Genomic DNA, 24,601 nt, shown 5'->3' on the forward strand with positions numbered 1-24,601 from the left:
CGTCGTTGTTCCCCAACTGCGCCGGTAGTGTGCCGGGTCACAGCCCCGCCGCCACCGGCAGAGAGGTCCGCATGCCCGTCGACACCGCGACCAAGCGGGTGAGCCCGCGCCGCCGTCAGCTGCTCGATGCCGCGCTGCGCGTGGTGGCCGATGACGGGCTCCGCGGGCTCACGCACCGGGCCGTGGACCGTCGCGCCGGCCTGCCGGAGGGCAGCTGCTCGGCCTACCTGCGCACCCGGCGGGCCCTGCAGACGGCGTTGACCGAGCACGTCGTCGGGGCCCTGGCCGACGACGTGACCGCGCTCGCGGAGCAGCTGCGCGGCTGCTCCGGCGACAGCGACCGGGCCGTCGAGCTCACGACCGGGCTCTTCGCGCGCTGGCTGGACGAGCCCGAGCTGCTGCGGGCCAAGCTGGAGCTGACGCTCGAGGGGCCGCGGGACGCCGAGCTGGCCGCGCTCCTCACCGCGTCCCGCGCACAGCTGGTCGGCGTCGTCGCGGGGATCATGAACGCCGCCGACCCGGCACAGGGGGACGCGCGGGCCGAGACCCTGTGCGCGTCGTTCGACGGCATCCTGCTCGCCGGTCTGTCCAAGCCCGAAGCCGAGCGTCGCGACTTCCTGGCCCGCTCCCTGGGCCTGCTGATGGGCAGCCTCGCAGGCACGTCGGGGCGTGACGGGGACGTGACGAACGCCTCGTCCCCCGGCCACCCCCAGCGTCTAGGGTGACAGCGCAGCAGCCCCCTTCCCGAACGGAGTTCCCATGCCCGAGGCAGTCATCGTTTCCGCCGCCCGCTCACCGATCGGTCGCGCGAACAAGGGCTCACTGAAGGACTTCCGGCCCGACGACCTCGCCGCGCTGATCGTGAAGGCCGCGCTCGACAAGGTCCCGGGCCTGGACCCCGACACGGTCGACGACCTCTACCTCGGGTGCGGTCTCCCCGGCGGCGAGTCGGGCAACAACATGGGCCGGATCGTCAACGTCCTCAACGGCATGGACAACGTCCCCGGAGCCACCGTGACCCGCTACTGCGCCTCGTCGGTGCAGACCACCCGGATGGCCTTCCACGCGATCAAGGCCGGGGAGGGCGACATCTTCGTCTCCGCCGGCGTCGAGACCGTCTCGCGCTTCGCCAAGGGCACGTCCGACCACTGGCCCGACACCCAGAACCCCCTCTTCGAGGAGGCCAAGGCGCGCACCGCGAAGACCGCGGAGGGCGGCGTGGACTGGCACGACCCGCGCCAGGACGGTCGGCTGCCCGACGCCTACATCGCCATGGGCCAGACCGCGGAGAACGTCGCACGGCTGCGCGGCCTCAAGCGCGAGGAGCTCGACGAGTTCGGCGTGCGCTCGCAGAACCTCGCCGAGAAGGCCATCAACGACGGGTTCTGGGCTCGCGAGATCACGCCGGTGACGGCCCCCGACGGCACCGTGGTCAGCGCCGACGACGGCCCCCGCGCCGGTGTCACCTACGACGCCATCTCCCAGCTGCAGCCGGTGTTCCGCCCCGACGGCGTGGTCACCGCCGGCAACTGCTGCCCGCTGAACGACGGCGCCGCCGCGGTCGTGATCATGTCCGACACGAAGGCTGCCGAGCTGGGGCTCACCCCTCTCGCCCGCATCGTGTCCACCGGCGTGAGCGGCCTGTCCCCGGAGATCATGGGCCTCGGCCCGGTCGAGGCAACCAGGCGCGCACTGGCCCACGCGGGCATGAGCATCGGCGACATCGACCTGGTCGAGATCAACGAGGCGTTCGCGGCCCAGGTGGTGCCGTCGTACCAGGACCTCGGCATCGACATCGACCGCCTCAACGTCAACGGCGGCGCCATCGCGGTCGGCCACCCGTTCGGCATGACCGGGGCCCGCCTGCAGAACACCATGCTCAACTCGCTGGACTGGCACGACAAGACCACCGGGCTGATCACGATGTGCGTGGGCGGCGGCCAGGGCATGGCCCTGATCCTCGAGCGCCTGGGCTGAGACTCGTCCGGTGCCGGCGGTCCCCCACGAAGGGGACCGCGGGTCGTTAGGGTGGTGCCCATGACCGACACGCCGACGCCGCGCTGGCTCGACACCGACCAGCAGCGGTCGTGGCGTGCCCTGGTCCTGGGCACCACCCTGCTGTTCGACCGCCTCGACGACGACCTGCGTCGGGCCTTCGACCTGTCGATGGTCGAGTACGAGATCCTGGTCCGGCTCTCCGAGCGCGAGGGTCGCCAGATGCGGATGGCCCAGCTCGCCGACGCCCTGGCGCACAGCCGGAGCCGGGTCACGCACACGATCGCCCGTATGGAGCACGCCGGTCTCGTGGAGCGCTGCACCTCCCCCGAGGACGGTCGCGGCATCCTGGCGAGGATGACCGAACGGGGCTGGGAGCTGCTGGTCCGGGTCGCGCCTGTGCACGTCAACGGCGTGCGCGACCACCTCGTCGACCTGGTCTCCCCCGAGGACTTCGCCGCGGTCGGACGCGTCATGAACGCCGTGGCCGACCACCTGGTCTCGGCTCACCCGGAGATGGAGATCAGGTAGGACGCGTCAGCGGCGCCGGTCCGATCCCGGTCGGGTCGGCGCGAAGTCGCGAGGGAGACTCACGACTCTGCGCCGACTCGACGTGTTCTTCAGGCGAGCTTGCGCCGACTCGACGGGTTTCTCCGACGAGCCTGCGCCGACTCGACCGTGTTCAGTCGCGGGTCAGGCGGCGGTGGGTGACGCGGTGCGGACGGGCCGCCTCGACGCCGAGCCGCTCGACCTTGTTCTCCTCGTAGGCAGCGAAGTTGCCCTCGAACCAGAACCACTTGGCCGGGTCCTCGTCGTCGCCCTCCCACGCGAGGATGTGGGTGGCGACGCGGTCGAGGAACCACCGGTCGTGGGAGGTCACGACGGCACAGCCGGGGAACTCCAGGAGCGCGTCCTCGAGGGAGGACAGGGTCTCGACGTCCAGGTCGTTGGTGGGCTCGTCGAGGAGCAGCATGTTGCCGCCCATCTTGAGCGTCAGCGCGAGGTTGAGGCGGTTGCGCTCTCCACCGGAGAGGACGCCGGCCTTCTTCTGCTGGTCGGGGCCCTTGAAGCCGAACGACGCGACGTAGGCCCGTGAGTTCATCTCGAAGTTGGCGACCTTGATGAAGTCCAGCCCGTCGGAGACGACCTCCCAGACGTTCTTGTTCGGGTCGATGCCGCCGCGGCTCTGGTCGACGTAGGAGATCTTGACCGTCTGGCCGACCTTGAGCTCACCGCCGTCGGGCTCCTCCTGGCCGGTGATCATCCGGAACAGGGTCGTCTTGCCCACACCGTTCGGGCCGATGACACCCACGATGCCCGCGCGGGGCAGCGTGAACGAGAGGTCGTGCATGAGCGTGCGGTCGCCGAAGCCCTTGTCGAGGCCGTGCGCCTCGAGGACGACGTCGCCCAGCCGCGGGCCCGCCGGGATGTTGATCTCGGAGGTGTCGATCTTGCGCATCCGGTCGGCCTCGGCCGCCATCTCCTCGTAGCGCGCCAGACGCGACTTGCTCTTCGCCTGCCGGGCCTTGGGGTTCGAGCGCACCCACTCGAGCTCGCGCTCGAGCATCTTGGCGCGCTTGGCGTCCTTCTGGCCCTCGATCTTGAGACGGTCCTTCTTGGTCTCGAGGTAGGTCGAGTAGTTGCCCTCGTAGGGGTGGGCCTGGCCGCGGTCGAGCTCGAGGATCCAGGACGCCACGTTGTCGAGGAAGTACCGGTCGTGGGTCACGGCGAGGACGGCGCCGGGGTACGTCGCGAGGTGGCCCTCGAGCCACTGGACCGACTCGGCGTCGAGGTGGTTGGTGGGCTCGTCGAGGAGCAGCAGGTCGGGCTGCTGGAGCAGCAGCTTGCACAGCGCGACGCGGCGGCGCTCACCACCGGAGAGGTTGTCGACGAGCGCGTCGGGCGGCGGGCAGCGCAGCGCGTCCATCGCCTGGTCGAGCCGACTGTCGAGGTCCCACGCGTTGGCGTGGTCGAGGTCGGTCTGCAGGTCGCCCATCTCGGCGAGGAGCTTGTCGTAGTCGGCGTCCGGGTCCGCGAGCTCCTCGGAGATCTTGTTGAACCGGTCGAGCTTGCCCTTGATCTCGCCGACGGCCTCCTCGACGTTTTCGAGCACCGTCCTGCCCTCGGTCAGGGGCGGCTCCTGCTGGAGCATGCCCACCGTGGCCTCGGGATCGAGGATCGCGTCGCCGTTGTTGGCGTGCTCGAGGCCCGCCATGATCTTCAGCAGCGTGGACTTGCCGGTGCCGTTCGGGCCGACGACGCCGATCTTCGCGCCGTGCAGGAACGACAGCGTCACGTTGTCGAGGACGACCTTGTCGCCGTGGGCCTTGCGCACGTTGCGCAGGGTGAACACATATTCCGCCATGGTCCCTGAGCCTACGGTGCAATCCCGTCTGAGACCCTTTCGGGGGTGCCCGCGTCTCTACGGGTGACGGCCTCCACGGGGGAGGTCGCGAAGGACAGGGGCTCGCCCCGCGGGAGGCACGACGGTGCGTCGATCTGATCGGCTCGAGGCCGAGTTCTCGGAGTTCGTGGCCGCGCGTGCGGACCAGCTCTACCGCAACGCGTACCTGCTCACGGGGTCGTCGCACAGTGCCGAGGACCTGGTGCAGACGGCGTTGGCCAAGGCGTACGCCGCGTGGGGGCGGGTCACCCGTGCCGACGACCCGGTCGCCTACGTGCACGGGGTGCTCATCAAGTCGTTCCTCTCCGAACGCCGCCGGCGCAGCAGCAGCGAGCTGCCGGTGGAGCGGCCTGCGGACCGCGCGGTCACCGACGACGACCCGACCGACCGGGCTGCCCTGATGGGGGCCCTCGCCCAGCTGGCCCCGGTCGACCGGGCGGTCGTCGTGCTGCGGTTCTGGGAGGACCAGAGCGTCGCGCGCACCGCCTCCGAGCTCGGGATCACCGAGGCCGCGGTCAAGAACCGCAGTCTCCGTGCCCTCCGCGCGCTCCGCGGCCTGCTGGTCGAGCACGCGCCCCTGTCCGACGACGCCACCTGGAGTGCATCGTGACGAACACCGACGAACGCCCCCACGAGGCCGCGGCCCTGCGTGCGGTCCTGGACCGCGGCATGGCCGGCGTCCACGGCGACGCCCACGGGATGGGTGCGGCCGCCCGCCTGCGCGGCCGCACCCTGCGCCGGAGGCGCCGGATCGGCGCGACCCTCGGGGTCGCTGCCGCCGTCGCCGTGGCCGGTCTCGCGCTCCCCACGCTCGCTGGCGGCGGCGCGGATCGCGGCGCCGGGGTGGCCAGCGACCCGACGAGCGTTCCCCCGTCCACCGACCCGGTCCCGGACCTGCCCGGTGAGGACGGTCCGCAGGGATGGTGGAGCATGCCCGCCCCCGAGATGCTGGACCGCCTGGGTCGTCTGCTGCCGACCGACACACGGGTCGTGGACTCGGTCGTGATGAACGAGGACCGCGCTCCGGGTGAGGCGTACGCACCGATGAAGGGCTACCTCCTCGCCGACCTGACCTCGTCGACCAGCAACGGCCCCGGCGCGCTGAACCTGGTCCTCGTCCCCCCGGCCATCGGCATCTCCCAGGAGACGGACAGCGCCACGGCGAAGGCACCCGGCCCGGGCACCCGGGCTCACCTGCGGTGCCCGGGCGACATGGTCGACCCGGAGAGCTGCAAGATCCTCCGTGACGAGACCGGCCGGGCCTACGGCCGGCAGGTGCGCTCGGTCCTCCAGGGAGTCACGATCCTCACGGTCGACGTGGCGGCAAAGGACGGCGGCGTCGTCGAGCTGACGGTGGCGGACTCCAACGGCTACAAGATGTCGCCGCCCGCCACCGCCGACGAGCCCCCGCTGGACCTCGACGAGCTGCTCGCGATCGCCGCGGACCCGGTCTGGCAGGACTGGTCCCCGAAGGCCGGCTGAACGCCCTCAGGCTGCCACCTCGTCCGCACCGGACCCACCCCCGGGCCCGGACAGGGGCTCGGTGGCAGCCCGGGCGGCCGCCCCGACGGTGCGGGTGAACTGGCTGACCCCCTTGCCGAGGTCGTGACCGACGAGCGTCGCGTCGACCTCGAACGAGGTCACCTCGACCCCAGCGGAGTTGGTCCAGGTCTGGGCGTTGAGCCGCCCGTGCACGACGACCGGGTCGCCCCGGCGCAGCGACCGCTCGCAGTTCTCGGCCAGCCCGCGCCAGGCGTTCACGGTGTACCACTGCGTGTCACCGTCGACCCACTCGTCGGTCTTGCGCTGGTAGCGCCGCGGCGTGCAGGCCACCCGGAAGGTGGCGACCGTGGTGTCGCCCGCCAGGCGCACGGTCACGTCGTTGCCGAGCCAGCCCTGCAGGGTCACGATGGTCTCGTTCATCGGTGTCTCCTCGTCACGCGCGGGGCACGTCCCCGCGTCGGGACGAGACTCCGCGGGCACGCCGACAACGACGCCGTTGCCATCGGCCCCCTGTGGACGAGCCCGACGCCGAGCCGCCCTGTGGAGGCTGCGCGGCCTACTTCAGGACCCGGGCCAGTCCGCTGCGCACGGTCGTGTAGGCCTGCAGCTCCGCCTCGACGGGCACCACGACCAGCTCCTGGGCCACCGACCGCACCGCCTCGCGCAACCGGGCGTCCGCCGACCGGGCGCGGCTCCGTGCGGTCGCGGCCACCAGGAAGCGGCAGAGCAGGGCCAGCATCAGGCCGGCCGCCACCCCACCGAGCAGCAGCAGCGTCGGAACCGGGAGGCCCGCCACGTCGGGCGTGGCCGGCTCGGGCAGCTGCAGGAGGCCCGCCCCCGCCAGGGCGAGCAGCCACAGCGTGCCGACGAGCGCCGCCGCCAGCAGCACCCACTGCAGCACGCGGACCGCGCCCGCCCACACGGGAGTCCGGGACGCACCCAGGTCGGTCTCGGCCAGCGCGGCGTCGAGCCGGTCCCCCAGCTCGGGAAGGCGCGCCACGGAGGCGCGGCGCACCGCCTCGCCCCAGGGCCTGGCCAGCCCCGAGGAGACGTCGTCGGCGAGCGCCCGGACCTCGGTGTCGACCCGCGCCCGCTGCACCTGCGACGCGACCGGCACCGAGGTGCGCGCCCGTCCTGTGAGCTCGCGGCCCTCGCTGCCGAGGTCGAGGTGCAGGCGCTTGAGGGGGTCCGGCCGGAGCCGCGAGAACCACGCCGTGACCGGCCACCCGGTGGCCCGCCCCGCACGGAGCCGTGTCGAGCGCTCGACGGCGTCGACCACCGTCGGAACGCCGGCGGCCTCGGCGAATGCCTCCTCCAGCGCGGTGACCCGCTCCTTCGACAGCGCCCGGGTCCTGCCCTGGCCGCACTCCTCGTCGAGCCGCGTGGCCGCGGCCCGCAGATCGGCCTCGAGGCGGGCCCGCGTCATCTTCTTGGCGGCCACCCGCTCGGCGATCTCCGCCTTCAGCTCGGGCACGCCGATGCCGTGCCGGGCGCTGACGGGGATCACCGGGACCTGCTTCAGGCCGTCCTGGTCCAGGAGCCGACGGACGTCGTCGACCATCGACTGGCGCCGTTCCTCGGGCACCGTGTCGATGTGGTTGAGGACGACCACCATCACGCCCTGGTGCGTGGCCAACGGGGCCAGGTAGCGGTCGTGGATCGCGGCGTCGGCGTACTTCTGGGGGTCGAGGACCCACACCAGCAGGTCGGCCAGCTGGACCAGGCGGTCGACCTCGAGGTGGTGGGAGACCTCGGTGGAGTCGTGGTCGGGGAGGTCGAGCAGCACGACGCCGTCGAGCTCGGCGTCCTGCTTGCCGCGACGCCCGCTGTCGAGCATCGAGTCGCGCGTGGTCTGGTGCCGGGCGGGGATGCCCAACCACTCCAGCAGCTCGTCGGCGCCGTCGCGGCCCCACACGCAGGCCGACGCCCACGACGTGGTGGGGCGGCGTACGCCGACGGCCGACAGCTCCAGGCCGGTCAGGGCGTTGAACGTCGAGGACTTGCCGGAGCCGGTCGCACCCGCGATCGCGACCACGGTGTGCTCGGCCGACAGCCGCAGCCGGCCCGAGGCGCGGTCGACGACGGCACGGGCCTCGTCGACGACGCCGTCGTCGAGGCGTCCACGCGCGGCCTCGGTCGCGGAGTCGAGGCCCTCGATCCGTGCCCCGATGTCGGAGCCACGGGTGACCAGCTTCTTGGCCCCCTCCAGCAAGGACGTCATCTTCTCCCTCGACGGCCGATCGGTTGTGCTGGGGCAACCCTAGGCGGTGTCACTCTCACGTCGCCGAGCCGGTGCCGCGCTGGACCTGGGCGAAGCGCAGGTCGTCGACCCGGCGCGCCGCGGCCCGCAACCGCTCCGGTGCCTCGGCGTCGATGTCGAGGCTGTCCAGCAGGTCGGTGTAGCGCGCCCGCTCGGACTCCAGCAGCGCCCGCACCCGCTCCTCGAGCGCGCGGCTCGACCGCTCGGCCAGGCTGCGCACCGCCTGGTCGCCGAAGACCGCCTCCAGCAGCTTCTGGCCCAGCACCGCCGAGCCCCCGGCGATCCCGGCCTCCGCTCCGGTGACACCGGCGGTGTGGGCGAAGACCACCACCATCAGCGCCACGGACAGCCCGTTGACGCCGTAGGCCAGGAAGCGGGCCGTGCTGCGCTTGTCGGCACCCTCGGTCCGCACCATCTCGAGCACGTCGGCCTGCCAGTCCCGCACCGAGCGCTCGGCGCGGCGGCGCAGGTCCCGCGACGCACGACCGAGGTCCTCCCCCGCGTCCGCGAGCAGGGCCTTGCCGGAGTCCAGCGACTGCCACGAGCCCGCTGCCCGCTCGGCGGCGGCCTCGGCGTGCTCGAGGATCAGCGTCTCGAGGCCGGACTCGACGGCGACCGTCACCCGCTCGGCCTGCTGGGGCTTGCCCTTGACGGCGTTGACCACCCGGTCGCGCAGCCAGCCGACGCGGTTCTCGAGGGACTTCAGCAGCTCGCCGGTGCCGACGAACTCCTGCCAGCGGGCCAGCACCTCGCCACGCAGCAGGGTGCCGTCGGCCGAGGCACTGACCACGGCCTCGATCGCCTGGTCGTACGCCGCGTCCGCGTCGGCCCGCAGGCGGTTCGCGGCGACGACCTGCTCGGCCGTCGCGTCGGCCACGGTGTGGCTGCGTCGGGCGAGGGTGCGGATCGCCCCGTCGAGGGTCTGCTTGACGACCGCCGCGCGGGCCTCGGAGTCCTCGGCGAGCGACTCGAGCCAGCCGCGGATGTCGGCGACGGCGCTCGCCTCCAGCAGGCCCTCCGCGGAGACCGGGCCCTCGTGCACGGTGAACAGCGGCGAGTCCTTCAGGCCACGGCTCGCCAGCATCCGTGCCAGGTGGGTGGCGACGGTCTGCACCGCGTCGGCCGGCGTGCGGTCCAGGACGATGGCGACGGCGGTGGAGCGCTCCGCCGCCTGGCGCAGGTAGTCCCACGGCACCTGGTCGGCGTACCGCGCCGCGGAGGTGACGAACAGCCACAGGTCGGCGGCGGCGAGCAGGTGCGCGGCCAGGGTCCGGTTGCGCTCCTCGACCGAGTCGACGTCGGGGGCGTCGAGGATGGCCAGCCCCTGCGGCACCGTCTCGGAGGCGACCAGCTGCAGCGCCTCGGGGTCGTTCGTCGCGTGCGTCACCCGCTCCAGGTCGGGCAGCAGGCGGTCCTGGCCGAACCAGACGGCGTCGTCGGGGTGGTGGACCAGGACCGGGGACCGGGTCGTCGGGCGGAGCACGCCGGGCTCGGTGACCCGCCGGCCGACGAGGGAGTTGACCAGGGTGGACTTGCCGGCCCCGGTCGACCCCCCGACCACCGCGAGCAGCGGCGCGTCGATGGTCATCAGCCGGGGCAGGACGTAGTCCTCCAGCTGGTCGACCATCTCCTGGCGCGCGGCCCGCTGCTCGTCGACGCCGGGGACCTGCAGGGGCAGCGGCGCCTCCTGCAGCGAGCCCCGCAGCCGGACGAGCGACGTGACCATCTGGGTGCCGTCGGTCGGCGCCGTGACGGCGCGCTGGCTGGAATGGGTCATCGGGTCGGTACCACCTGTCCGGGGAATGCGATCGAGGGGCGGACGGCGCCGATGCGGGCGACGTACTCCTGGCCCCGGGCGGCGAAGTCGGGCGGCGGGGTGCCGCGCAGGAAGCGGTAGTGGAGGAAGCCGAGCTCGACGGCGGCCTGCTGGTACTCCCGCATCGACCGCTCCGCGTCCTTGCCGCCGACGGCTCGGGCGTAGGCGCGGCTGCGGCGGCGGGCGCCGAGGTCGACCACCCAGCCGATGTCGGTCGCCGGGATCAGGCCGCGGCGGGCGGCGTCGTCGAGGGAGGCGGTGAGCATCCGGCGCTCGGAGCGGCGGGACCAGACCGCCAGGCAGACGATCGCGACCAGGGCCGGCGCCATCAGGAGGAGGTAGACACCCGCGAAGCTGCCCAGGCCGTGGGCGGTCGAGGAGTTCCAGGTCGCGTGGGCGGCCACCGCGCAGGCGTAGCCCGCGAGCGGCGCCACCACGCGCACCCAGCCCCGGCGGGCCATGACGGCGATGCCGACGCCGATGCCGGTGAAGGTGGTGAAGAGGGGGTGCGCGAACGGGCTGACCAGGCACCGGAGCACGAACGTGCCCGTCAGGGCCTCGGTGCCGCCCGGCCCCGACCCGTCCGTGCCGTTGTAGGCCGCGGCGAGGTAGAGGATGTTCTCGGTGAAGGCGAAGCCGATCCCGACCATCCCCGCGTAGACGATCCCGTCGAGGACGCCGTCCAGCTCGGCCCGGCGCCACCACAGCAGCAGGATCAGGAACAGCCCCTTGCTCGCCTCCTCGCTCAGCGGCGCGACGACCTCCGAGCTCTGCTGGTCGCTGAAGCCGACCACGAAGCCGCCGATGCCCTGGATCAGGAGCGCGGCGGCGGTGGCCACGAACCCGCCCCACAGCAGGCCGAGGGCGAGCAGCCGCTTGGGCTCCGGCTCGTAGCGGTCCAGCCAGAGGTAGCACGCGACCAGCGGACCCACCGGCAACGCTGCGAGCACGGTGGCCAGGAGCAGCGACCCGGGGCCTCCGGACAGTGCGATGACGAGCAGCATCACGGCCGCGCCGAGGCACACCAGCACGGTCACCACGACCGTGAAGGCGATGCTGTCTCGACGGGTCCCGGGCATGCCCCGAAGCCTATCGGGACTGGCCGTCCGGCCCGCCTTCCGGCGTACCATGGCCGGGTGACCGAGCAGAGCCAGCAGACCCCCGCGCCCGAGACCACCGCGTCCGACACCACCGCACCCCGGACGGAGTCCCACGACCCGAAGGTGCCGGACGCCTGGGCACAGTTCATGCGCACCGGGTGGGGCGAGCGGGAGCTCGACCTGCCCCGTCACCCCATCGCCGAGCACGCCGCACGACGCCGCGCCCAGCTGACCGAGGCGTTCCCCGGGGAGCGGCTGGTGCTCCCCGCCGGGACCTACAAGGTGCGGTCGAACGACACCGACTACCGGTTCCGTCCCGACACCGCGCACACCTACTTCTCCGGCAACCAGACCAGCGACGCGGTGCTGGTCATCGAGGACGGCGAGGCCACGCTCTACGCGCGGCCGCGGTCCTCGCGCGAGACCGACGAGTTCTTCCGGGACCGGCAGTACGGCGAGCTGTGGGCCGGGCGCCGCCCGTCGGCCCACGAGATCTCCAGCTCCCTGGGCCTCCCGGTCCGCCACGTCGACGACCTCCCCGCCGCCCTCGCCGGCTCGGGGAAGACCCGCGTGCACCGCGGCGTCTCCGCGCTGGTCGACGGCCTGGTGCCCGCCGACGCCACCCGCGACGAGGACTTCGCGCGGGTCGTCTCGGAGCTGCGGCTGGTCAAGGACGAGTGGGAGCTCGGTGAGCTGCAGGAGGCCTGTGACATCACCACCCTCGGTTTCGAGGACTCCGTGCGCGAGTGGGCCGACGTGCTGAAGTACGGCGAGCGCTGGATCGAGGGCACGTTCTTCCGCCGGGCCCGGGCGATGGGCAACGACATCGGCTACGACTCCATCGTCGGCGGCGGCAAGCACGCGACGACGCTGCACTGGATCGAGAACTCCGGCGCGATCAACCCCGGCGAGCTGGTGCTGCTCGACATGGGTGTCGAGGGCAACAACCTCTACACCGCCGACGTGACCCGCACCCTCCCGGTCGACGGCCGGTTCACCGACCTGCAGCGCGACCTCTACGACCTCGTGTACGCCGCGCAGGAGGCCGGCATCCAGGCCGTGCGCCCCGGCGTGCCCTTCCTGGCCGCGCACGACGCCGCGATGACCGTGCTCGCGCACGGCCTCGAGGACATGGGGCTGCTCCCGGTCCCGGCCGAGGAGGCCCTCGACCCGGAGAGCAAGGTCTACGCCCGCTGGACGCTGCACGGCACCAGCCACATGCTCGGGATGGACGTCCACGACTGCGGCAACGCCGCCGCCGACGTCTACCCCAAGGGTGATCTTGCGGAGGGCATGGTGCTCACCGTGGAGCCGGGGCTGTACTTCCAGGAGGACGACCTGCTGGTCCCCGAGGAGCTGCGCGGCATCGGCATCCGCATCGAGGACGACATCGTGGTCACCGCCGACGGGTTCCGGAACCTCTCGGCCTCGCTCCCCCGCACCTCGGCCGACGTCGAGGCGTGGATGGGCCGCCACCAGGGCTGACCTTCCCGGCCCTGACCGGTCAGGGCCGGGAACCCTGCAACACGCCCCCGGGGGTGCTGCGAGGCCCACGGTCGTGCGCATGACAGGGTGGACGCCGCGTCCGCCACAGCCGAGTACGGCGGGCACGTCGTCGTCGTAGGGAGCTCGTCCTTGTCCTGGTTGTCGATCCGCCCGGGCAGCGTGGTGGCCGTCGCCGCCCTCGTCACAGGCCTGGCGACCGGCGCCGCACCGGCGGTCGTGGAGCCGGCGGAGGCGGTCCCGACCGTGCAGGCCGGCGACGCGCCGCCGCACGTGCCCGGCACCCTCCTGAGACGCGTCGACCCTGCCGAGCAGGCGCTGGCGCGGATGACGCTGGCGCAGCGTGTCGGGCAGCTGTTCATGGTGGGCACGCCTGCCTCGGCCGCCAGTCCGCTGACCCGCGCGCAGATCGACCGGTTCCATGTCGGCAACGTGATGCTCACCGGGCGCAGCCGGAGCGGCACGCGGGCTCCCGCGCGGGTGGTGGCGGCGCTGCAGGAGCGCGCCGACCGCGGCGCCACCGGCGGCGTACGCCTCCTGGTGGCGACCGACCAGGAGGGCGGTCAGGTTCAGGTGCTCGCCGGTCGCGGGATCTCGCAGATGCCGTCGGCGCTCGAGCAGGGCCGGTGGACGCCAGGTCGGCTGCGGTCGCGGGCCGCGGACTGGGCCGGGCAGCTGCGCGCCTCGGGCGTCACCATGAACCTCGCAGCGGTGGCGGACACCGTCCCCGGCCCGCGGGCTGCCGCCCTGAACCCGCCGATCGGCGCCTTCGACCGCGCGTTCGGGTACACCCCGCGGGTCGTCACCAGCCACGCCGTGGCCTTCGCCCGCGGGATGAGCGCTCGTGGCGTCGTTCCCACCGTCAAGCACTTCCCCGGCCTCGGGCGCGTGCACGCCAACACCGACCTGCGGACCCGGGTCACCGACCGCGTGACCCGTCGACACGACCCCTACCTCGCGCCGTTCCGCTCGGCCGTCCGGGCCGGGGTGCCGGTGGTGATGATGTCGACGGCGTACTACGCGCGGCTGGACCCGCACCGGCCCGCGGCGTTCTCGCCGTTCGTCATCGGGCGGATGCTGCGTGGCGACCTCGGCTTCCGCGGTGTCGTCGTCTCCGACGACCTCGGCAGCGCGCGCCAGGTCGCGAGCTGGACCGCGGGCCAGCGGGCGGTGCGGTTCGTCCGGGCCGGCGGCGACCTCGTGCTCACCGTCGACCCCGGCACCCTGCCGTCGATGTACGACGCGGTGCTGCGCCTGGCCCGCTCGGACCGCGACTTCCGGGAGCGCGTCGAGCGGTCCGCCCTGCGCGTACTCGAGGTGAAGGCCGACCAGCACCTGCTTGGCGGCTGACCGGCCGCGCGGGTCAGCGGGGCCGGGAGAGCTCGGCCCAGACGACCTTGCCCTGTCCCGGGACCTCCTCGAGTCCCCACGCGGTGGCGAGCGCGTTGATCAGGTGCAGCCCGCGGCCGTGCTCCGCGGTGCTGCTCGAGGGCTGCGGCTCGGGGGTGCCCTCGCCGGCGTCGGTGACGTCGATGCGCAGGGAGGTGTCGGTGAGCGAGAGCCGGATCCGGCACGACGAGCCCGCGTGCGTGACCGCGTTGGTGGCGAGCTCGCTGACCACCAGCAGGGCGTCGTCGAGGATCGGGGTGAGGTTCCACTGCGTGACGGCGTGCTTGACGAACCGGCGTGCCTCCGCGGCGGTGGACAGTGCCTGCGGCAGGTGGACCTCCACCTCGGTCGCCTGGCGGCGCCCGACGGACTCCAGCAGGTCGAGCAGCTGGGCGAGCTCGACGTCCTTGAGGACGTAGCCGTCGGCGTGGCCGGCGATCCAGGACCGGTCCTCGTCCACGGCGCCGGAGAAGACCACGACCTTGGAGGCCGGCGACCGGTCCCGGATCCGGGTGAGCACCTCCCTGCCGGCGATGTCGGGCAGGCCCAGGTCGAGCACCACCACCTCGGGATGCAGGGACTCGGCGAGGCGGACCGCCTCCGCGCCGCCACCGGCCTCCCCCACCACGTCGAACCCGCCCCGCAGCCTCAGGGCGGTGCGCAGCAGCCGTCGGACCTCGACGACGTCGTCCACGAGCAGCACCCGGATCGTCACGGCTCCGCCTAGGGTCCTGGCTCGCCTCGCCGGCCCGCCCCGAGTCTGGGCGACGTCGGGCGGGGGTGGACCACGGGCAACGTGATCACGAAGGCGCCGACGGGGTCCTCGGTCGTGCCCGGCTCGTACGTCGCGTCCCCGCCGTGCGCGCGAGCGATCTCGCGCACGATGAACAGCCCGAGACCGGTGCCGCCACGGCGGCGCCCGGTGGCGAACCGCTCGAACAGCCGGCCCTGCATGGCCGCGGGCACGCCGCCGCCGGCGTCGCTGACCCGCACCTGGATCCGGTCGCCGTCGCTCCGCGCGGTCACGGTCACGGGCGCGGCGCCGTGGCTCAGCGCGTTGCTCAGCAGGTTGTCGAGCGCCTGGGAGAGGCGGTCGCGGTCGCCGGACACGGTCAGGTCCTCGGGGCAGTCCACGTGCACGGGCACGCCGGGGTTGGTCGTCTGGAGGCTGGCGACGGCGTCGCCGACGACGTCCACCACCCGCACGGGGACCGCGTCCATCTCCAGGGCCCGGGACTCCAGGCGCGAGGCCGTCAACAGGTCGGCCAGCAGCCGGCGCAGTCGGCCCGTGCTCGACTCCACCGCGTCCAGGAGGTCGCCACGCTCGTCGTCCTCGAGCTCGTTCCAGTGCCGCGACAAGGTCTCGGCCGAGCCGCTCAGCACGCCGATGGGCGTGCGCAGCTCGTGGGCGGTCACCGCGAGGAACTCCTGCTGGTCCTCCGCGGCCTGCCGCAGCCGCTGGTTGAGGGACTCCAGCTCGTCCTTGGCCGCCGCGAGGTCTCGCACCGCCTGCTCGCGGTCCTGCTCCAGGCGTCGACGTTCGCTGGTGTCGCGGGTGACCTTCGCGAAGCCGACGTGCCGGCCCGACTCGTTGAAGACGGCCGTGATCAGGACGTTGGCCCAGAAGCGGGTGCCGTCCTTGCGGATCCGCCAGCCCTCCTCCTCGTAGTGGCCCTCACGCATCGCGATCTCGAGCTCGTGCTCGGGGTGCCGTCGCTCCTGCTGCTCGCGCGGGTAGAAGACCCGGAAGTGCTGGCCGATGATCTCGTCGGCCGCGTAGAGCTTGCTGCGCTGGGCGCCGCTGTTCCAGCTCACGACGTGACCGGTCGGGTCGAGCATGAAGATCGCGTAGTCCTCGACCGCCTCGACCAGCAGGCGGAAGCGCTCCTCGCTGCGGCGCAGCTCCTCGGTGGCCGCGCGCTCGGCGGTGACGTCCTGGACCTGCAGGAAGACGTAGAGTGCCCGGCCCGCCGAGTCCCGCACCGGCGCGAACGTGGCCCGGACCCAGCGCCCGCCGGCAGACCGCGGGAGGGCGTGCTCGACCTGGACCACCTCGGCCCGGCCCTGCTCGACCTCCTCGAGGACCCGGGTGACGGCCTGCGCGCCCTGGTCGGTCAGGTCGCCGTAGAACTGCCCGACCAGCCGGTCAGCGGGCTGCTGCACCAGCGTGGCGAGCGCGCCGTTGGCGCGGACCAGCCGGCCGGCGAGGGTCATGGTGGCCATGCCGATCGCGGCCGCGTCGAAGACCTCGCGGAAGCGCTCGAGGTGCTCGTCGAGCACGCGCTGGTCCGGCTCGGGCTCGGGGGCGTGCTCGGTCGGGTCCACGGCGGACCGCGAGCGGTCGGCCACCGCGAGCAGGCGGTCCACCAGCGTGTCCACCGGCGTGGACTTCTCGACGAACGCCGCGGCCCCGAGCTCCTCGGCCCGCTCCGCCAGCCCCTGCTCCTCGAAGCCGCTGAACAGCACGACCCTGGTCGTCGGCGAGAGGCGCCGGATCTCCGGGAGCGCCTCGAGGCCGTCGACACCGGGCATGGAGACGTCGAGCAGCATCAGGTCGGGCCGGTGCCGGCAGGCCAGCTCGATCGCCTGCGCGCCGTCCGCGCCCTCGCCGACGATCGTGAACATCCCCGAGATCCGCAGCCGCGACTTCATCAGCACGCGCACGTCGGCGGCGTCGTCGACGATCACGATGGAGGGGCCGCTCGGGCTCACGGTCCGCCGCCCGGGACGCGTCGGGCGGCGAGGACGGCGACGTCGTCCTCGCGGGTCAGGTCGCGGACCGACTCGACGAGCCGTTCCAGTGCCTGACCGAGCGGCTCGCCGACCAGTCCGGGGGCCGCCTCGCGCACGCGACGCTGTCCCTCGTCGATGTCCTCGGCGCGACGCTCGATGAGGCCGTCGGTGAAGGCGAGCACGGTGTCGCCCGAGCGCAGCGGGACGGTCAGCGTGTGACGCGGGCCGTCGCTGATGCCGAGCGGCGGGCCGTCGGCGGTCGGCAGCTCCTCGACGGCGCCGTCCTCCCGGAGGACCAGCGGCGGGGGGTGGCCCGCGTTGACGACCACCAGCTCGTTGCGGGACGGGTCGGCGAGCGCGTAGACGAGCGTGACCAGCTGGCTCATGCCGTAGGTGGCGAAGAGCAGGTCGAGCTTGCGCAGCACGACCTCGGGCTGGGGGTCGACGGCGACGTACGCCCGGACGGCGGCGCGCATCTGGGCCATGGCCGCGGCGGCGCCGACACCCCGCCCCATCACGTCACCGACGAAGAGCACCAGGCGCCCGTCGGGCAGCCCGATGGCGTCGTAGAAGTCGCCGCCCACGTCGGTGCGTCCGGCGGGGCTGTAGTGGCTGGCCAGCTCCCACCCGGAGACGTTCACCGCGAGGTCGGGCAGCACCGCGTGCTGCAGCCGGACCGCGGCCTCCCGGGTCTGGCTGTGGAGCTGGGCATTGTCGATGGCGATCGCCGCACGCCGCCCGAGGTCCTCGGCGAAGGCGACGTCCTCGGGTGCGTAGCGGCGCTCCGACTCCGCGGCCACGAACGTGATGACGCCGAGCGAGCGGCCGCGCGCGACCAGCGGCACGGTCATCGCGCTGCGCAGGTGCAGCTCGCGGGCGATCCGCAGGTGCTCCTCGTCCACGGCGGCCGCGACGAGCATCTCGTCGGTGACCTCGGGGATGAGGGAGCTCCGACCGGTCCGGATCACGTCCCACGCACCGCCCGGTGCGTCCCGGTTGGACGGGTAGCGCTCCTGGATCTCCAGGGCGAAACGGACCTTCGCCGGGTCGACGTGCTCCACCGCCAGCCGGTGCAGCCGGTCGTCCTCGACGACGTCGATGGCGCACCAGTCCGCGAAGGTGGGCACCGCCAGCCGGGCCACGTTGGCCAGGGTGACCTCGTAGTCGAGGCTCTTGGCCAGCTCGGTCGTGGCGTCGGCGAGGAACCGCACCCGCAGGGCCTGCTCCGTCGCCTCGGCCTGGGCGCGGATCCGCTCCAGCGCCTGCGCGCACGAGTCCGCGAGGATCCCGAAGAACTCCAGCTCGGCGCCGTCGAGCTCGCGTCGGCCGGGGAACGACAGCGTGATGACTCCGACCGCACGGCCCACGACCCGCATCGGCAGGCACACGATCGAGCGCTCGCCCTCGGTGGCGCGCTCCAGGTCGGGGAAGCGCTCGTCGATGGCCTCCCGGCCGACGAGCACGAGCGGCACGCCCGTGCGCACGACCTCGGCGGCGGGCACGTCGTCGTCGACGGAGTACGTCGCCCAGCGCTGCGACGCCCCCTCGGGCCCGCCGCGCAGACCGACCAGGGCCAGGGTGTTCTCGCCGACGACGAGCGACAACGACGCGACGGTGGCCCCGACCGCGTCCGCGGCCTGCGAGACGACGACCTTGGTGACCGTCTCCACGTCCTCGGCCGTCCCGAGCTCGGCTGCCACCCGGGCCAGCCGGGTGAGCCGGTCCCCGAGCCGGCGTACCTCACGGTCCTGGCCGTGCTCGCTCACGAGCTCGTCGACCACGCACACCATGCCGACCACGGCACCGTCCCGTCGCAGCGGCGAGCAGCTGAGCTCGGCGCCGCGCACCGAGCCGTCGACGCGGACCACGTCGAGGCGACCGGCCCAGTGACGGCCGCCGAGGGCCTGCCGCTCGACCTCGGTGAACGCCTCGCGCTCGTGGGGCGCCAGCAGGCTCTCCGCGAGGTCGACGCGGGCCAGGTCGTCGCCGACGAACCGGTGCCGGCGGCGCGCGGTCGAGTTGGCGAAGATGATCTGGCCGGTGGTGTCGGTGGCCAGCGCCGCCTCGTCCAGGCCGTCGAGGTGGTCGAGGTCACCGATCCACGGCGGCACTCCGGGGATCGGCACGGCCCCATCATGTCACCGCCGGCCGCCCGGCGCGGGTGCCGGCGCGGGTTGCCGGGGCATGAGGGCCGCCGCCACCAGCCCGACGAGCCCGATCACTCCCACGGCCACCATGGCGAGGCCGTAGTTGCGGCCGGGCGTGTCCGCGATGCCCGCCACCAGGATCGTGCCGGCGATCGCGGTGCCGAGCGACGACCCCAGGTTGGAGACGCTGCGCGAGAGGCCCGAGATCTCCCCCTGCTGGTCCTCGCCGAAGCTGGACTGCACGACGTTCACCGACGGCGTCAGCATCGCGCCGATCCCGAGGCCGATCAGGAACAGTCCCGGCGCGAAGACCCAGACCTTCGGGGAGCCGTGGACCATCAGCAGGAACAGCGCGATGCCCGCGATGGTGAGGACGAACCCGGCCATGATCAGGGTGCGCTGCGCGCGGCGCTTCGCCAACCGCTCGGCGGCGAAGGACGAGACCAGGAGCCCGATCGTCGAGGCCGTGAAGATCACGCCGGTCTCGATCGCGTTGTAGCCACGGACGACCTGGAGGTACGCCGAGACCGTGAACGACACGCCCATCAGCGTCAGCCACTGGGCGTTCTGCGTGACCAGGCCGAGGTTGGACGTGCGGTTGCGGAACAGGGTGAGCGAGAGGAGCGGCTCCTCCCCCCGCTGCTCCTTCGCGCGCATCGACCAGAGGAACCACGTCAGGAAGAGGGCCCCGGCGACCATCAGCCCGAGCATCAGCCACACGTTGTTGTCGGCGGCGAGGATCCCGGAGACGAGGAGGATCAGGCCGACCGCGGACAGGACCGCACCCCCGGTGTCGAAGTGCCGGTCCGGGTCCGCCGGCAGCGGGTCCTCGAGCTTCCGGCTGAGCCACACGATCACGGCGATGACGAGCGCCTGGAAGACGAAGGCCGCCCGCCAGCTGATGGCGGTCGTGATCAGGCCCCCGATCAGCGGGCCGGCGGCGGCACCGATGCCGCCCGCCGCGCTGATGGCGCCGAAGGCACGGGCCCGCGAGGTGACCTCGGTGAAGAGCATGGTCGCCAGGATGTAGACCGGCGGGATCAGCAGCGCGGTCCCGATCCCCTCGAGCACCGAGTTGCCGATGATCAGCACCCCGAGGCCCGGAGCCGCCGCGCTGAGCAGCGCGCCGACGGCGTACACGACGAGGCCGAGCATGAAGCACTTCTTGCGGCCGTACTTGTCGGTGAGCTTGCCGCCGGGGATCATCAGCGCAGCCATCACCAGCAGGAAGATCGTGATCGCCAGCTGGATGCCCTGGACCGTGGTGTCCAGGTCCTCGCTCATGTCGTTGATCATCACGTTCATGTTGGAGCCGGCGAAGCTGCAGATGAACTGGGCGAGCGCGAGCGGCACCAGCACCCGCTGCGCCGCGCCGGCCGACCGTCCCGTCGAGACATCCTCGGCCATGTGCCGCTCCCTTCGTCCAGGCTCTCGACTGTTCCCGGACGCCGGGGACGTACCTAGGGGCCAACGTCCTGCACGGGCAGGTCAGGACGGGCCGGAGCCCTCTCCACGCCCTTCCGATCCACGCGTGCGTGCGGCAGGATGACGGGCGTCGCGCACCACGTTCCTCGGGGGAGGCCATCGTGTCGGGATCGAATCGCTCCATGCATGCTCTGCGTCGGGCCGCCGTGCTCACGGCCGGGGCGCTCATCGTCTCCTGCACCACCGTGCTGGGCGCGGGGCCGGCTGCCGCCGAGCCGCTCAACCCGTGCGTCAACCCCGACAACAGCCCGCCGGTGGTCGAGGACGTCACGTTCTCCCCCTCGTCGGTCGACGTCTCCTCCGGACCTCAGCAGGTGACGCTGAGCATGCAGATCAGCGAGTCCGGGGCGCCCGGCCCGCAGCCGAGCGGCGTGGCGAAGGCCATCGCCTACATCAGGGCCCCCGACGGCCCGTTCAACGGGCGAGTGGAGCTCGAGCCGTCCGGCGGCGACACGTGGTCCGCGGACTTCACGGTGCCGCGGTATGCCCCGACAGGGGCATGGCGGGTGGGCTACATGGTCCTGTACGACGCGGCGGGCAACTCCCCGGGCGAGGACTTCGCGGCGGTCACCCACCAGCCGCCGTTCGACGAGGCGCTCACCGTGTCGTCCTCGTCGTCCCCGGACACCGAGGGGCCGATCGCCACCGCCCTCACCATCGGCGACCGCCGCGTCGACACCACCCGCAGGTCGGCCGACGTCCGGGTGGAGGTGTCGGCCGGTGACGTCGGGTCGGGCATCGACAGCGTCGTCGTCCGGGCCGACCACCGAGGGGACGAGGCGGATGCGACGCTGGTCGACCAGGGCGACGGCACCTACGCCGGCTCCCTGCGGATCCGCCGCTGGGTCGGCACCGGTGACTGGAAGATCACCTGGATCGGCGTCCGCGACGCCCTGGGCAACCAGACCAACTACCGGCGTGACCGGCTCCGCGCCCTCGGCGACAACGTCTTCCACGTGGTGAGCCGCACCGACGAGGCGGAGCCGGTGCTGCGCTCCCTGGACGTCGACCCCGGTGCCGTCGACGTGCGCAGGCGCGGGCACCGGATCGTGCTGACCGCGCGGATCGACGACCCTCGGTCGGGCGTGCGCGAGGCGAGCGGCTTCATCAGCTCGCACGTCATGCCGCTCGAGCGCATCCGCGGCACGGCGAAGCACGGCACCTGGCGCGGACACCTCCGGTTGACGCCGTGCACGCGCCCGGTGCGCGACCACAGCTGGGTGGTGGTCGAGGCGTACGACGGGGCCGGCAACGAGATGCACGACCCGGCCCGGAAGATGCGCGTGCGACACCGGGACCTGCGGCCCCCGCAGTTCTCGTTCACCACGCACTCGGTCGCGCAGTCGGGGCCCGTCACGATCGCGTTCGACGAGCCCGTCAACGGGATCAGCGACCGGAGCGCCACGGTGCAGCAGTGGAGCCAGGGGCGCTACGCTCCGCCGCTGGCGGGTTCGTGGGCCTGCTTCGAGAAGGACGGTGACGTCACGTCCTGCCGCACCGGCCGGGTGCGCTCGGCCGCCTGGACACCCGAGGATCCCCTGGCCGCCACCCACGCGCACGTCGTGCTGAACCCCGTGGGGACGCTGGAGCTCACCGACCTGCACGGCAACCCGTTCCACCGGGACGAGGCCGACGTACGCGTGAAGTAGCGCGGTCGTGTGGGTGAGCGTGCGCCGGCCCGCACGTTTACCCACACGACCCGGGCATCCGGAGCGGACCGGCGCTCCTGAGGCATACTGTCCGCGGGTCGGACACCAACACCCGGGACGACATCGTCGGAATCGGCGATGTCTGCCCCTTCTGGAGCCTCGACCCCCCGCCCCTGTGGGGGGTAGGAAATCCAGTTCTGACCTGCACGGATCCACCGACGCGAACGTCGTCGCGTGCCAGTTCTGGAACGCACATCCGCGCCACTCGGAACGCCACCGGACCGGCAGGTACCTGTCCGCTACACCGCCGCCGCGACCGCCGACGGTCGCCGTGGAGGTCGCACCCCAGCGATTCGGCGGTCATCGGTGGATGTGGCAGTGGGTGTCGCCGGCTATGACCCGCTTGGTGCAGGGCAGACCCTGCTGCGTCCGTCCTGCGCAAGTGCCGCCGGCCGACGAGCCGGAGTAGTTGCGGCTGTCGGCGCCGGTCGTCGGGAAGTGCTGCAAGAGCGGCGGGATCCCAGGCCATCTGGGAGCGGGTCGCCCGGTGGCGGCGTGGGCGGCCGTGATGGCCACACGACGTTCAGGGCTGGGGGGCGCTCCACCCCTGACCCGCTCCATGTGCTCCTCAAATGTCTCGCCCATCGGCGGCCGCGGATCCCTTCGGTACTGACGCGGTGAGGCGAAGGGGTCGCCCTACGCGTGGTTCGGCCAGGCCAACCTCTTGCCCTTTCCGGTGGGACGGGCACCCCACTCTTGGTGAATCCCATCGAGCCGATTAGTCTGAGCCTCGATGTTGAGGCGGGTGCCGGGTGGGAGTGAGTAGCCAACCGCTGTGATGAGGGCCTTGCCGGAGCCTCGGTAGTTCTCGTCGGCGATGAGGCCGTCGCCCTTCAGCTCGCCTGAGCGCGATGGCTTGATCTTGAAGGCGGCGGCGACCTTGCCATCGACGTGCTCGGCCACGTAGATGCCCTTCGGTCTCAGCCGGCGCTTCACCCGCACGGTCGCCCAAACATCCGCAGTCTTTCGCCATCGCTGTCCGCGGCTCATGCTCTCGTCGTGCTTGATCTCAGCGTGGTAGCGATCCCGTCTCATCTGGTTCACACGACGAAGATCTTTCCGCTTCGCAGCGCGAAAGGAGTAGTCGCCGCTGATGCCGGCGACGCGGGGCAGGTCGGGTTTCACGCTTCGTGTCCTCTGGGGTGTTCGGTGGCGATGCGGGTGCCGCACATCGGGCTACTTGTTGCATCCCCCCCGGACCGCTTTGGGCCGCGTGTGGATTCAGTCGGCGGCTTCGGTGTGGAAGCGCAGTAGGGCTGAGGGGCCTGACGCGCCGACGGCTGTCACGGCGCGGACTCGGAACCGGTAGCTGCGGTCGCTCGTCAGTCCGCGGATGGTGATCGTGCGACGCATAGTTGCCGGGTGCCGGATCACCCGCCAGGTCTTGCCCCGATTGGTTGAGAGTTCGTAGCGGTAGTCGAGGATGGGAAGTCCCCCATTGTCGGCGGGGGCAGACCAGGTCAGCTTGGCTGCGGTCGCCGTCGGGTATCCGGCTACCGGTCGTGGCGCGCCGGGTTCCGAGGGCAGTGTGGTCGCGGTGACGACCGTCACGACGTTGGAGGCGGGTCCGGCGCCCTCTCGGTTTTCGGCGTGCACCCGGAACTGGTACTCGTGGTTCTTGGCCAGCCCCTGAATCGTCATGGAGGTCGACAAGGTCGCCGGCCCGACCAGTGTCCACGTGGCTCCGCCGTCGCGAGACATTTCGACGACGAAGGCGGTGAGCGGCGCCCCGTTGAGATCTGCGGGAGGTTGCCACGCGAGCAGCACACTGGTCGGCTGCGCTGGCTCAGCCGTGAGACCGAGTGGAGCCGACGGCGCCGCGCCGACGGTGGTGGCCGCGCCGGCGGTCGCAAATGGACTCGTACCGACGTCGTTGACCGCTGCGACGCGAACCAGGTAGTCCGTGCGCGCGCTGAGACCCTTGATCGTGAGCGACAGCCCGGTCGAGGCCGCGTGCGGTACCGGCTGCCAGGTCGCACCGGCATCCCGGGACACCTCGACCTCGTAGTCCCTGATGGCGCTCCCGCCGTCGTACCCGGGGCTGTCCCACGTGACGACCATGCTGGTGGCTTCCACTTGGCCCACGGTAACTTCGCGGGGAGCTTCAGCCACCTGGGCCGGGGGTGTGCGGACTGCGAGGATTTCGGACCACAGGCCATCGGCACCTCCGTTCTCACCGCGAACGCGGAACTCGTAGACGGAGTCCGGTTTCAGGTTCGACAGCGGTAGCGACGGCGTCGTGGAGTAGCCATCGGCAAGCGTCTGCCACTCACCGCTGTCGCCCGTGCGCACCTGGATCTCGTAGTCCTTGAGCTGCGGGTCCCCGAGGTTCGTCGGTGCGGTCCACGACAGGGTTCCGGAGGTGGGTCGGTCGGCGTGGAAGTTGAGATCGGTGGGTGCCCCCGGTCGCCCGGGAGGAGTGCGGGTGATGGTGAGGCTGCCGACGTGGTCCCAACCGGTGCCATGTCCCACGACGTCCTGGCGATAGGCCTCACAGTGCGCGTCCCCCGGGTAGATGCCGTACGGCACGGTCGCCCGCACCGTGAGCGTCAGGTCC

Annotated in this window: 19 protein-coding genes; 8 read left to right on the forward strand and 11 right to left on the reverse strand. The window is 72.4% G+C overall.

The window, feature by feature from the left end; translation table 11 throughout:
• Positions 1–71: 71 nt before the first annotated feature.
• From ACFO9I_RS20765 to ACFO9I_RS20775, 3 genes are read left to right on the forward strand one after another with little or no spacing between them, the layout of a single operon-like run.
• Positions 72–725 carry a TetR/AcrR family transcriptional regulator gene (locus ACFO9I_RS20765; RefSeq protein WP_379184385.1) on the forward strand — a complete coding sequence of 218 codons (654 nt, stop codon included), beginning with the start codon at positions 72–74 and terminating at the stop codon, positions 723–725.
• Between the two features lie 34 nt (positions 726–759).
• Complete coding sequence (locus tag ACFO9I_RS20770) at positions 760–1,977, forward strand: acetyl-CoA C-acetyltransferase (RefSeq protein WP_379184387.1); 1,218 nt, start codon at positions 760–762, stop codon at positions 1,975–1,977.
• 60 nt (positions 1,978–2,037) lie between these two features.
• Positions 2,038–2,526: a MarR family winged helix-turn-helix transcriptional regulator gene (locus ACFO9I_RS20775; protein WP_379184389.1), complete on the forward strand. Its 489-nt coding sequence runs from the start codon at positions 2,038–2,040 to the stop codon at positions 2,524–2,526.
• Between the two features lie 151 nt (positions 2,527–2,677).
• Here ACFO9I_RS20775 and ettA read toward each other — a convergent pair whose 3' ends face one another.
• On the reverse strand, positions 2,678–4,360 hold the full coding sequence (gene ettA / locus ACFO9I_RS20780) for an energy-dependent translational throttle protein EttA (RefSeq protein WP_379184391.1): 1,683 nt from the start codon (positions 4,358–4,360) through the stop codon (positions 2,678–2,680).
• Positions 4,361–4,484: 124 nt separating this feature from the next.
• On the opposite strand from ettA, the gene ACFO9I_RS20785 reads away from it, so the two are divergent.
• A complete protein-coding gene (locus ACFO9I_RS20785; RefSeq protein ID WP_379184393.1) occupies positions 4,485–5,009 on the forward strand; it encodes a SigE family RNA polymerase sigma factor in 525 nt (174 codons plus the stop codon).
• Entirely contained in the window at positions 5,006–5,881 is an 876-nt protein-coding gene (locus ACFO9I_RS20790; RefSeq protein WP_379184395.1) for a hypothetical protein, read from the forward strand. The genes ACFO9I_RS20785 and ACFO9I_RS20790 overlap by 4 nt, the downstream gene beginning before the upstream one ends.
• A 6-nt stretch (positions 5,882–5,887) precedes the next feature.
• Here ACFO9I_RS20790 and ACFO9I_RS20795 read toward each other — a convergent pair whose 3' ends face one another.
• From ACFO9I_RS20795 to ACFO9I_RS20810, 4 genes are all read right to left on the reverse strand, one after another.
• Positions 5,888–6,322, reverse strand: coding sequence for a single-stranded DNA-binding protein (locus ACFO9I_RS20795; RefSeq protein WP_379184397.1), 435 nt, complete (start codon positions 6,320–6,322; stop codon positions 5,888–5,890).
• Positions 6,323–6,458: 136 nt separating this feature from the next.
• Positions 6,459–8,123, reverse strand: coding sequence for a GTPase (locus ACFO9I_RS20800; protein WP_379184399.1), 1,665 nt, complete (start codon positions 8,121–8,123; stop codon positions 6,459–6,461).
• 55 nt (positions 8,124–8,178) lie between these two features.
• A complete protein-coding gene (locus ACFO9I_RS20805) occupies positions 8,179–9,939 on the reverse strand; it encodes a dynamin family protein (RefSeq protein ID WP_379184401.1) in 1,761 nt (586 codons plus the stop codon).
• Positions 9,936–11,057, reverse strand: coding sequence for a PrsW family intramembrane metalloprotease (locus ACFO9I_RS20810; RefSeq protein WP_379184403.1), 1,122 nt, complete (start codon positions 11,055–11,057; stop codon positions 9,936–9,938). The genes ACFO9I_RS20805 and ACFO9I_RS20810 overlap by 4 nt, the downstream gene beginning before the upstream one ends.
• Positions 11,058–11,114: 57 nt before the next feature.
• Between ACFO9I_RS20810 and ACFO9I_RS20815 the strand changes: the two genes are divergently transcribed.
• Positions 11,115–12,563 (forward strand): aminopeptidase P family protein, encoded by a 1,449-nt coding sequence (locus tag ACFO9I_RS20815; protein WP_379184405.1) that lies wholly within the window; start codon positions 11,115–11,117, stop codon positions 12,561–12,563.
• 150 nt (positions 12,564–12,713) lie between these two features.
• Positions 12,714–13,931, forward strand: coding sequence for a glycoside hydrolase family 3 N-terminal domain-containing protein (locus tag ACFO9I_RS20820; RefSeq protein ID WP_379184407.1), 1,218 nt, complete (start codon positions 12,714–12,716; stop codon positions 13,929–13,931).
• Between the two features lie 13 nt (positions 13,932–13,944).
• Here ACFO9I_RS20820 and ACFO9I_RS20825 read toward each other — a convergent pair whose 3' ends face one another.
• Genes ACFO9I_RS20825 through ACFO9I_RS20840 form a run of 4 tightly spaced genes read right to left on the reverse strand, consistent with a single transcriptional unit; the run spans position 13,945 to position 20,257 of the window.
• Positions 13,945–14,685: a response regulator gene (locus ACFO9I_RS20825; RefSeq protein WP_379184409.1), complete on the reverse strand. Its 741-nt coding sequence runs from the start codon at positions 14,683–14,685 to the stop codon at positions 13,945–13,947.
• An 8-nt stretch (positions 14,686–14,693) separates the two neighbouring features.
• Positions 14,694–16,682: a PAS domain S-box protein gene (locus ACFO9I_RS20830; RefSeq protein WP_379184411.1), complete on the reverse strand. Its 1,989-nt coding sequence runs from the start codon at positions 16,680–16,682 to the stop codon at positions 14,694–14,696.
• Complete coding sequence (locus tag ACFO9I_RS20835; protein WP_379184413.1) at positions 16,679–18,829, reverse strand: SpoIIE family protein phosphatase; 2,151 nt, start codon at positions 18,827–18,829, stop codon at positions 16,679–16,681. The genes ACFO9I_RS20830 and ACFO9I_RS20835 overlap by 4 nt, the downstream gene beginning before the upstream one ends.
• 12 nt (positions 18,830–18,841) lie before the next feature.
• Positions 18,842–20,257 carry an MFS transporter gene (locus ACFO9I_RS20840; protein WP_379184415.1) on the reverse strand — a complete coding sequence of 472 codons (1,416 nt, stop codon included), beginning with the start codon at positions 20,255–20,257 and terminating at the stop codon, positions 18,842–18,844.
• A gap of 200 nt (positions 20,258–20,457) precedes the next feature.
• Between ACFO9I_RS20840 and ACFO9I_RS20845 the strand changes: the two genes are divergently transcribed.
• Complete coding sequence (locus ACFO9I_RS20845; RefSeq protein ID WP_379184417.1) at positions 20,458–21,984, forward strand: hypothetical protein; 1,527 nt, start codon at positions 20,458–20,460, stop codon at positions 21,982–21,984.
• 696 nt (positions 21,985–22,680) lie between these two features.
• On the opposite strand, the gene ACFO9I_RS20850 is transcribed toward ACFO9I_RS20845, so the two are convergent.
• Together ACFO9I_RS20850 and ACFO9I_RS20855 are read right to left on the reverse strand one after the other, a co-directional pair.
• Positions 22,681–23,169: a hypothetical protein gene (locus ACFO9I_RS20850; protein WP_379184419.1), complete on the reverse strand. Its 489-nt coding sequence runs from the start codon at positions 23,167–23,169 to the stop codon at positions 22,681–22,683.
• Between the two features lie 96 nt (positions 23,170–23,265).
• On the reverse strand, positions 23,266–24,601 hold a 1,336-nt coding region (locus ACFO9I_RS20855; protein WP_379184421.1), incomplete at its 5' end, for a fibronectin type III domain-containing protein.

Origin of the sequence: Nocardioides sp. GCM10023255 (assembly GCF_042653125.1) — a bacterium.
Classification (GTDB): Bacteria; Actinomycetota; Actinomycetes; order Propionibacteriales; family Nocardioidaceae; genus Nocardioides.

What these genes read in the sequence shown, in the direction of transcription:
- ACFO9I_RS20765 (WP_379184385.1), top strand. Translation starts at nt 72, where the DNA reads ATGCCCGTCGACACCGCGACCAAGCGGGTGAGCCCGCGCCGCCGTCAG.
- ACFO9I_RS20770 (WP_379184387.1), top strand. Translation starts at nt 760, where the DNA reads ATGCCCGAGGCAGTCATCGTTTCCGCCGCCCGCTCACCGATCGGTCGC.
- ACFO9I_RS20775 (WP_379184389.1), top strand. Translation starts at nt 2,038, where the DNA reads ATGACCGACACGCCGACGCCGCGCTGGCTCGACACCGACCAGCAGCGG.
- ettA (WP_379184391.1), bottom strand. Translation starts at nt 4,360, where the DNA reads ATGGCGGAATATGTGTTCACCCTGCGCAACGTGCGCAAGGCCCACGGC.
- ACFO9I_RS20795 (WP_379184397.1), bottom strand. Translation starts at nt 6,322, where the DNA reads ATGAACGAGACCATCGTGACCCTGCAGGGCTGGCTCGGCAACGACGTG.
- ACFO9I_RS20800 (WP_379184399.1), bottom strand. Translation starts at nt 8,123, where the DNA reads ATGACGTCCTTGCTGGAGGGGGCCAAGAAGCTGGTCACCCGTGGCTCC.
- ACFO9I_RS20805 (WP_379184401.1), bottom strand. Translation starts at nt 9,939, where the DNA reads ATGACCCATTCCAGCCAGCGCGCCGTCACGGCGCCGACCGACGGCACC.
- ACFO9I_RS20810 (WP_379184403.1), bottom strand. Translation starts at nt 11,057, where the DNA reads ATGCCCGGGACCCGTCGAGACAGCATCGCCTTCACGGTCGTGGTGACC.
- ACFO9I_RS20840 (WP_379184415.1), bottom strand. Translation starts at nt 20,257, where the DNA reads ATGGCCGAGGATGTCTCGACGGGACGGTCGGCCGGCGCGGCGCAGCGG.
- ACFO9I_RS20845 (WP_379184417.1), top strand. Translation starts at nt 20,458, where the DNA reads ATGCATGCTCTGCGTCGGGCCGCCGTGCTCACGGCCGGGGCGCTCATC.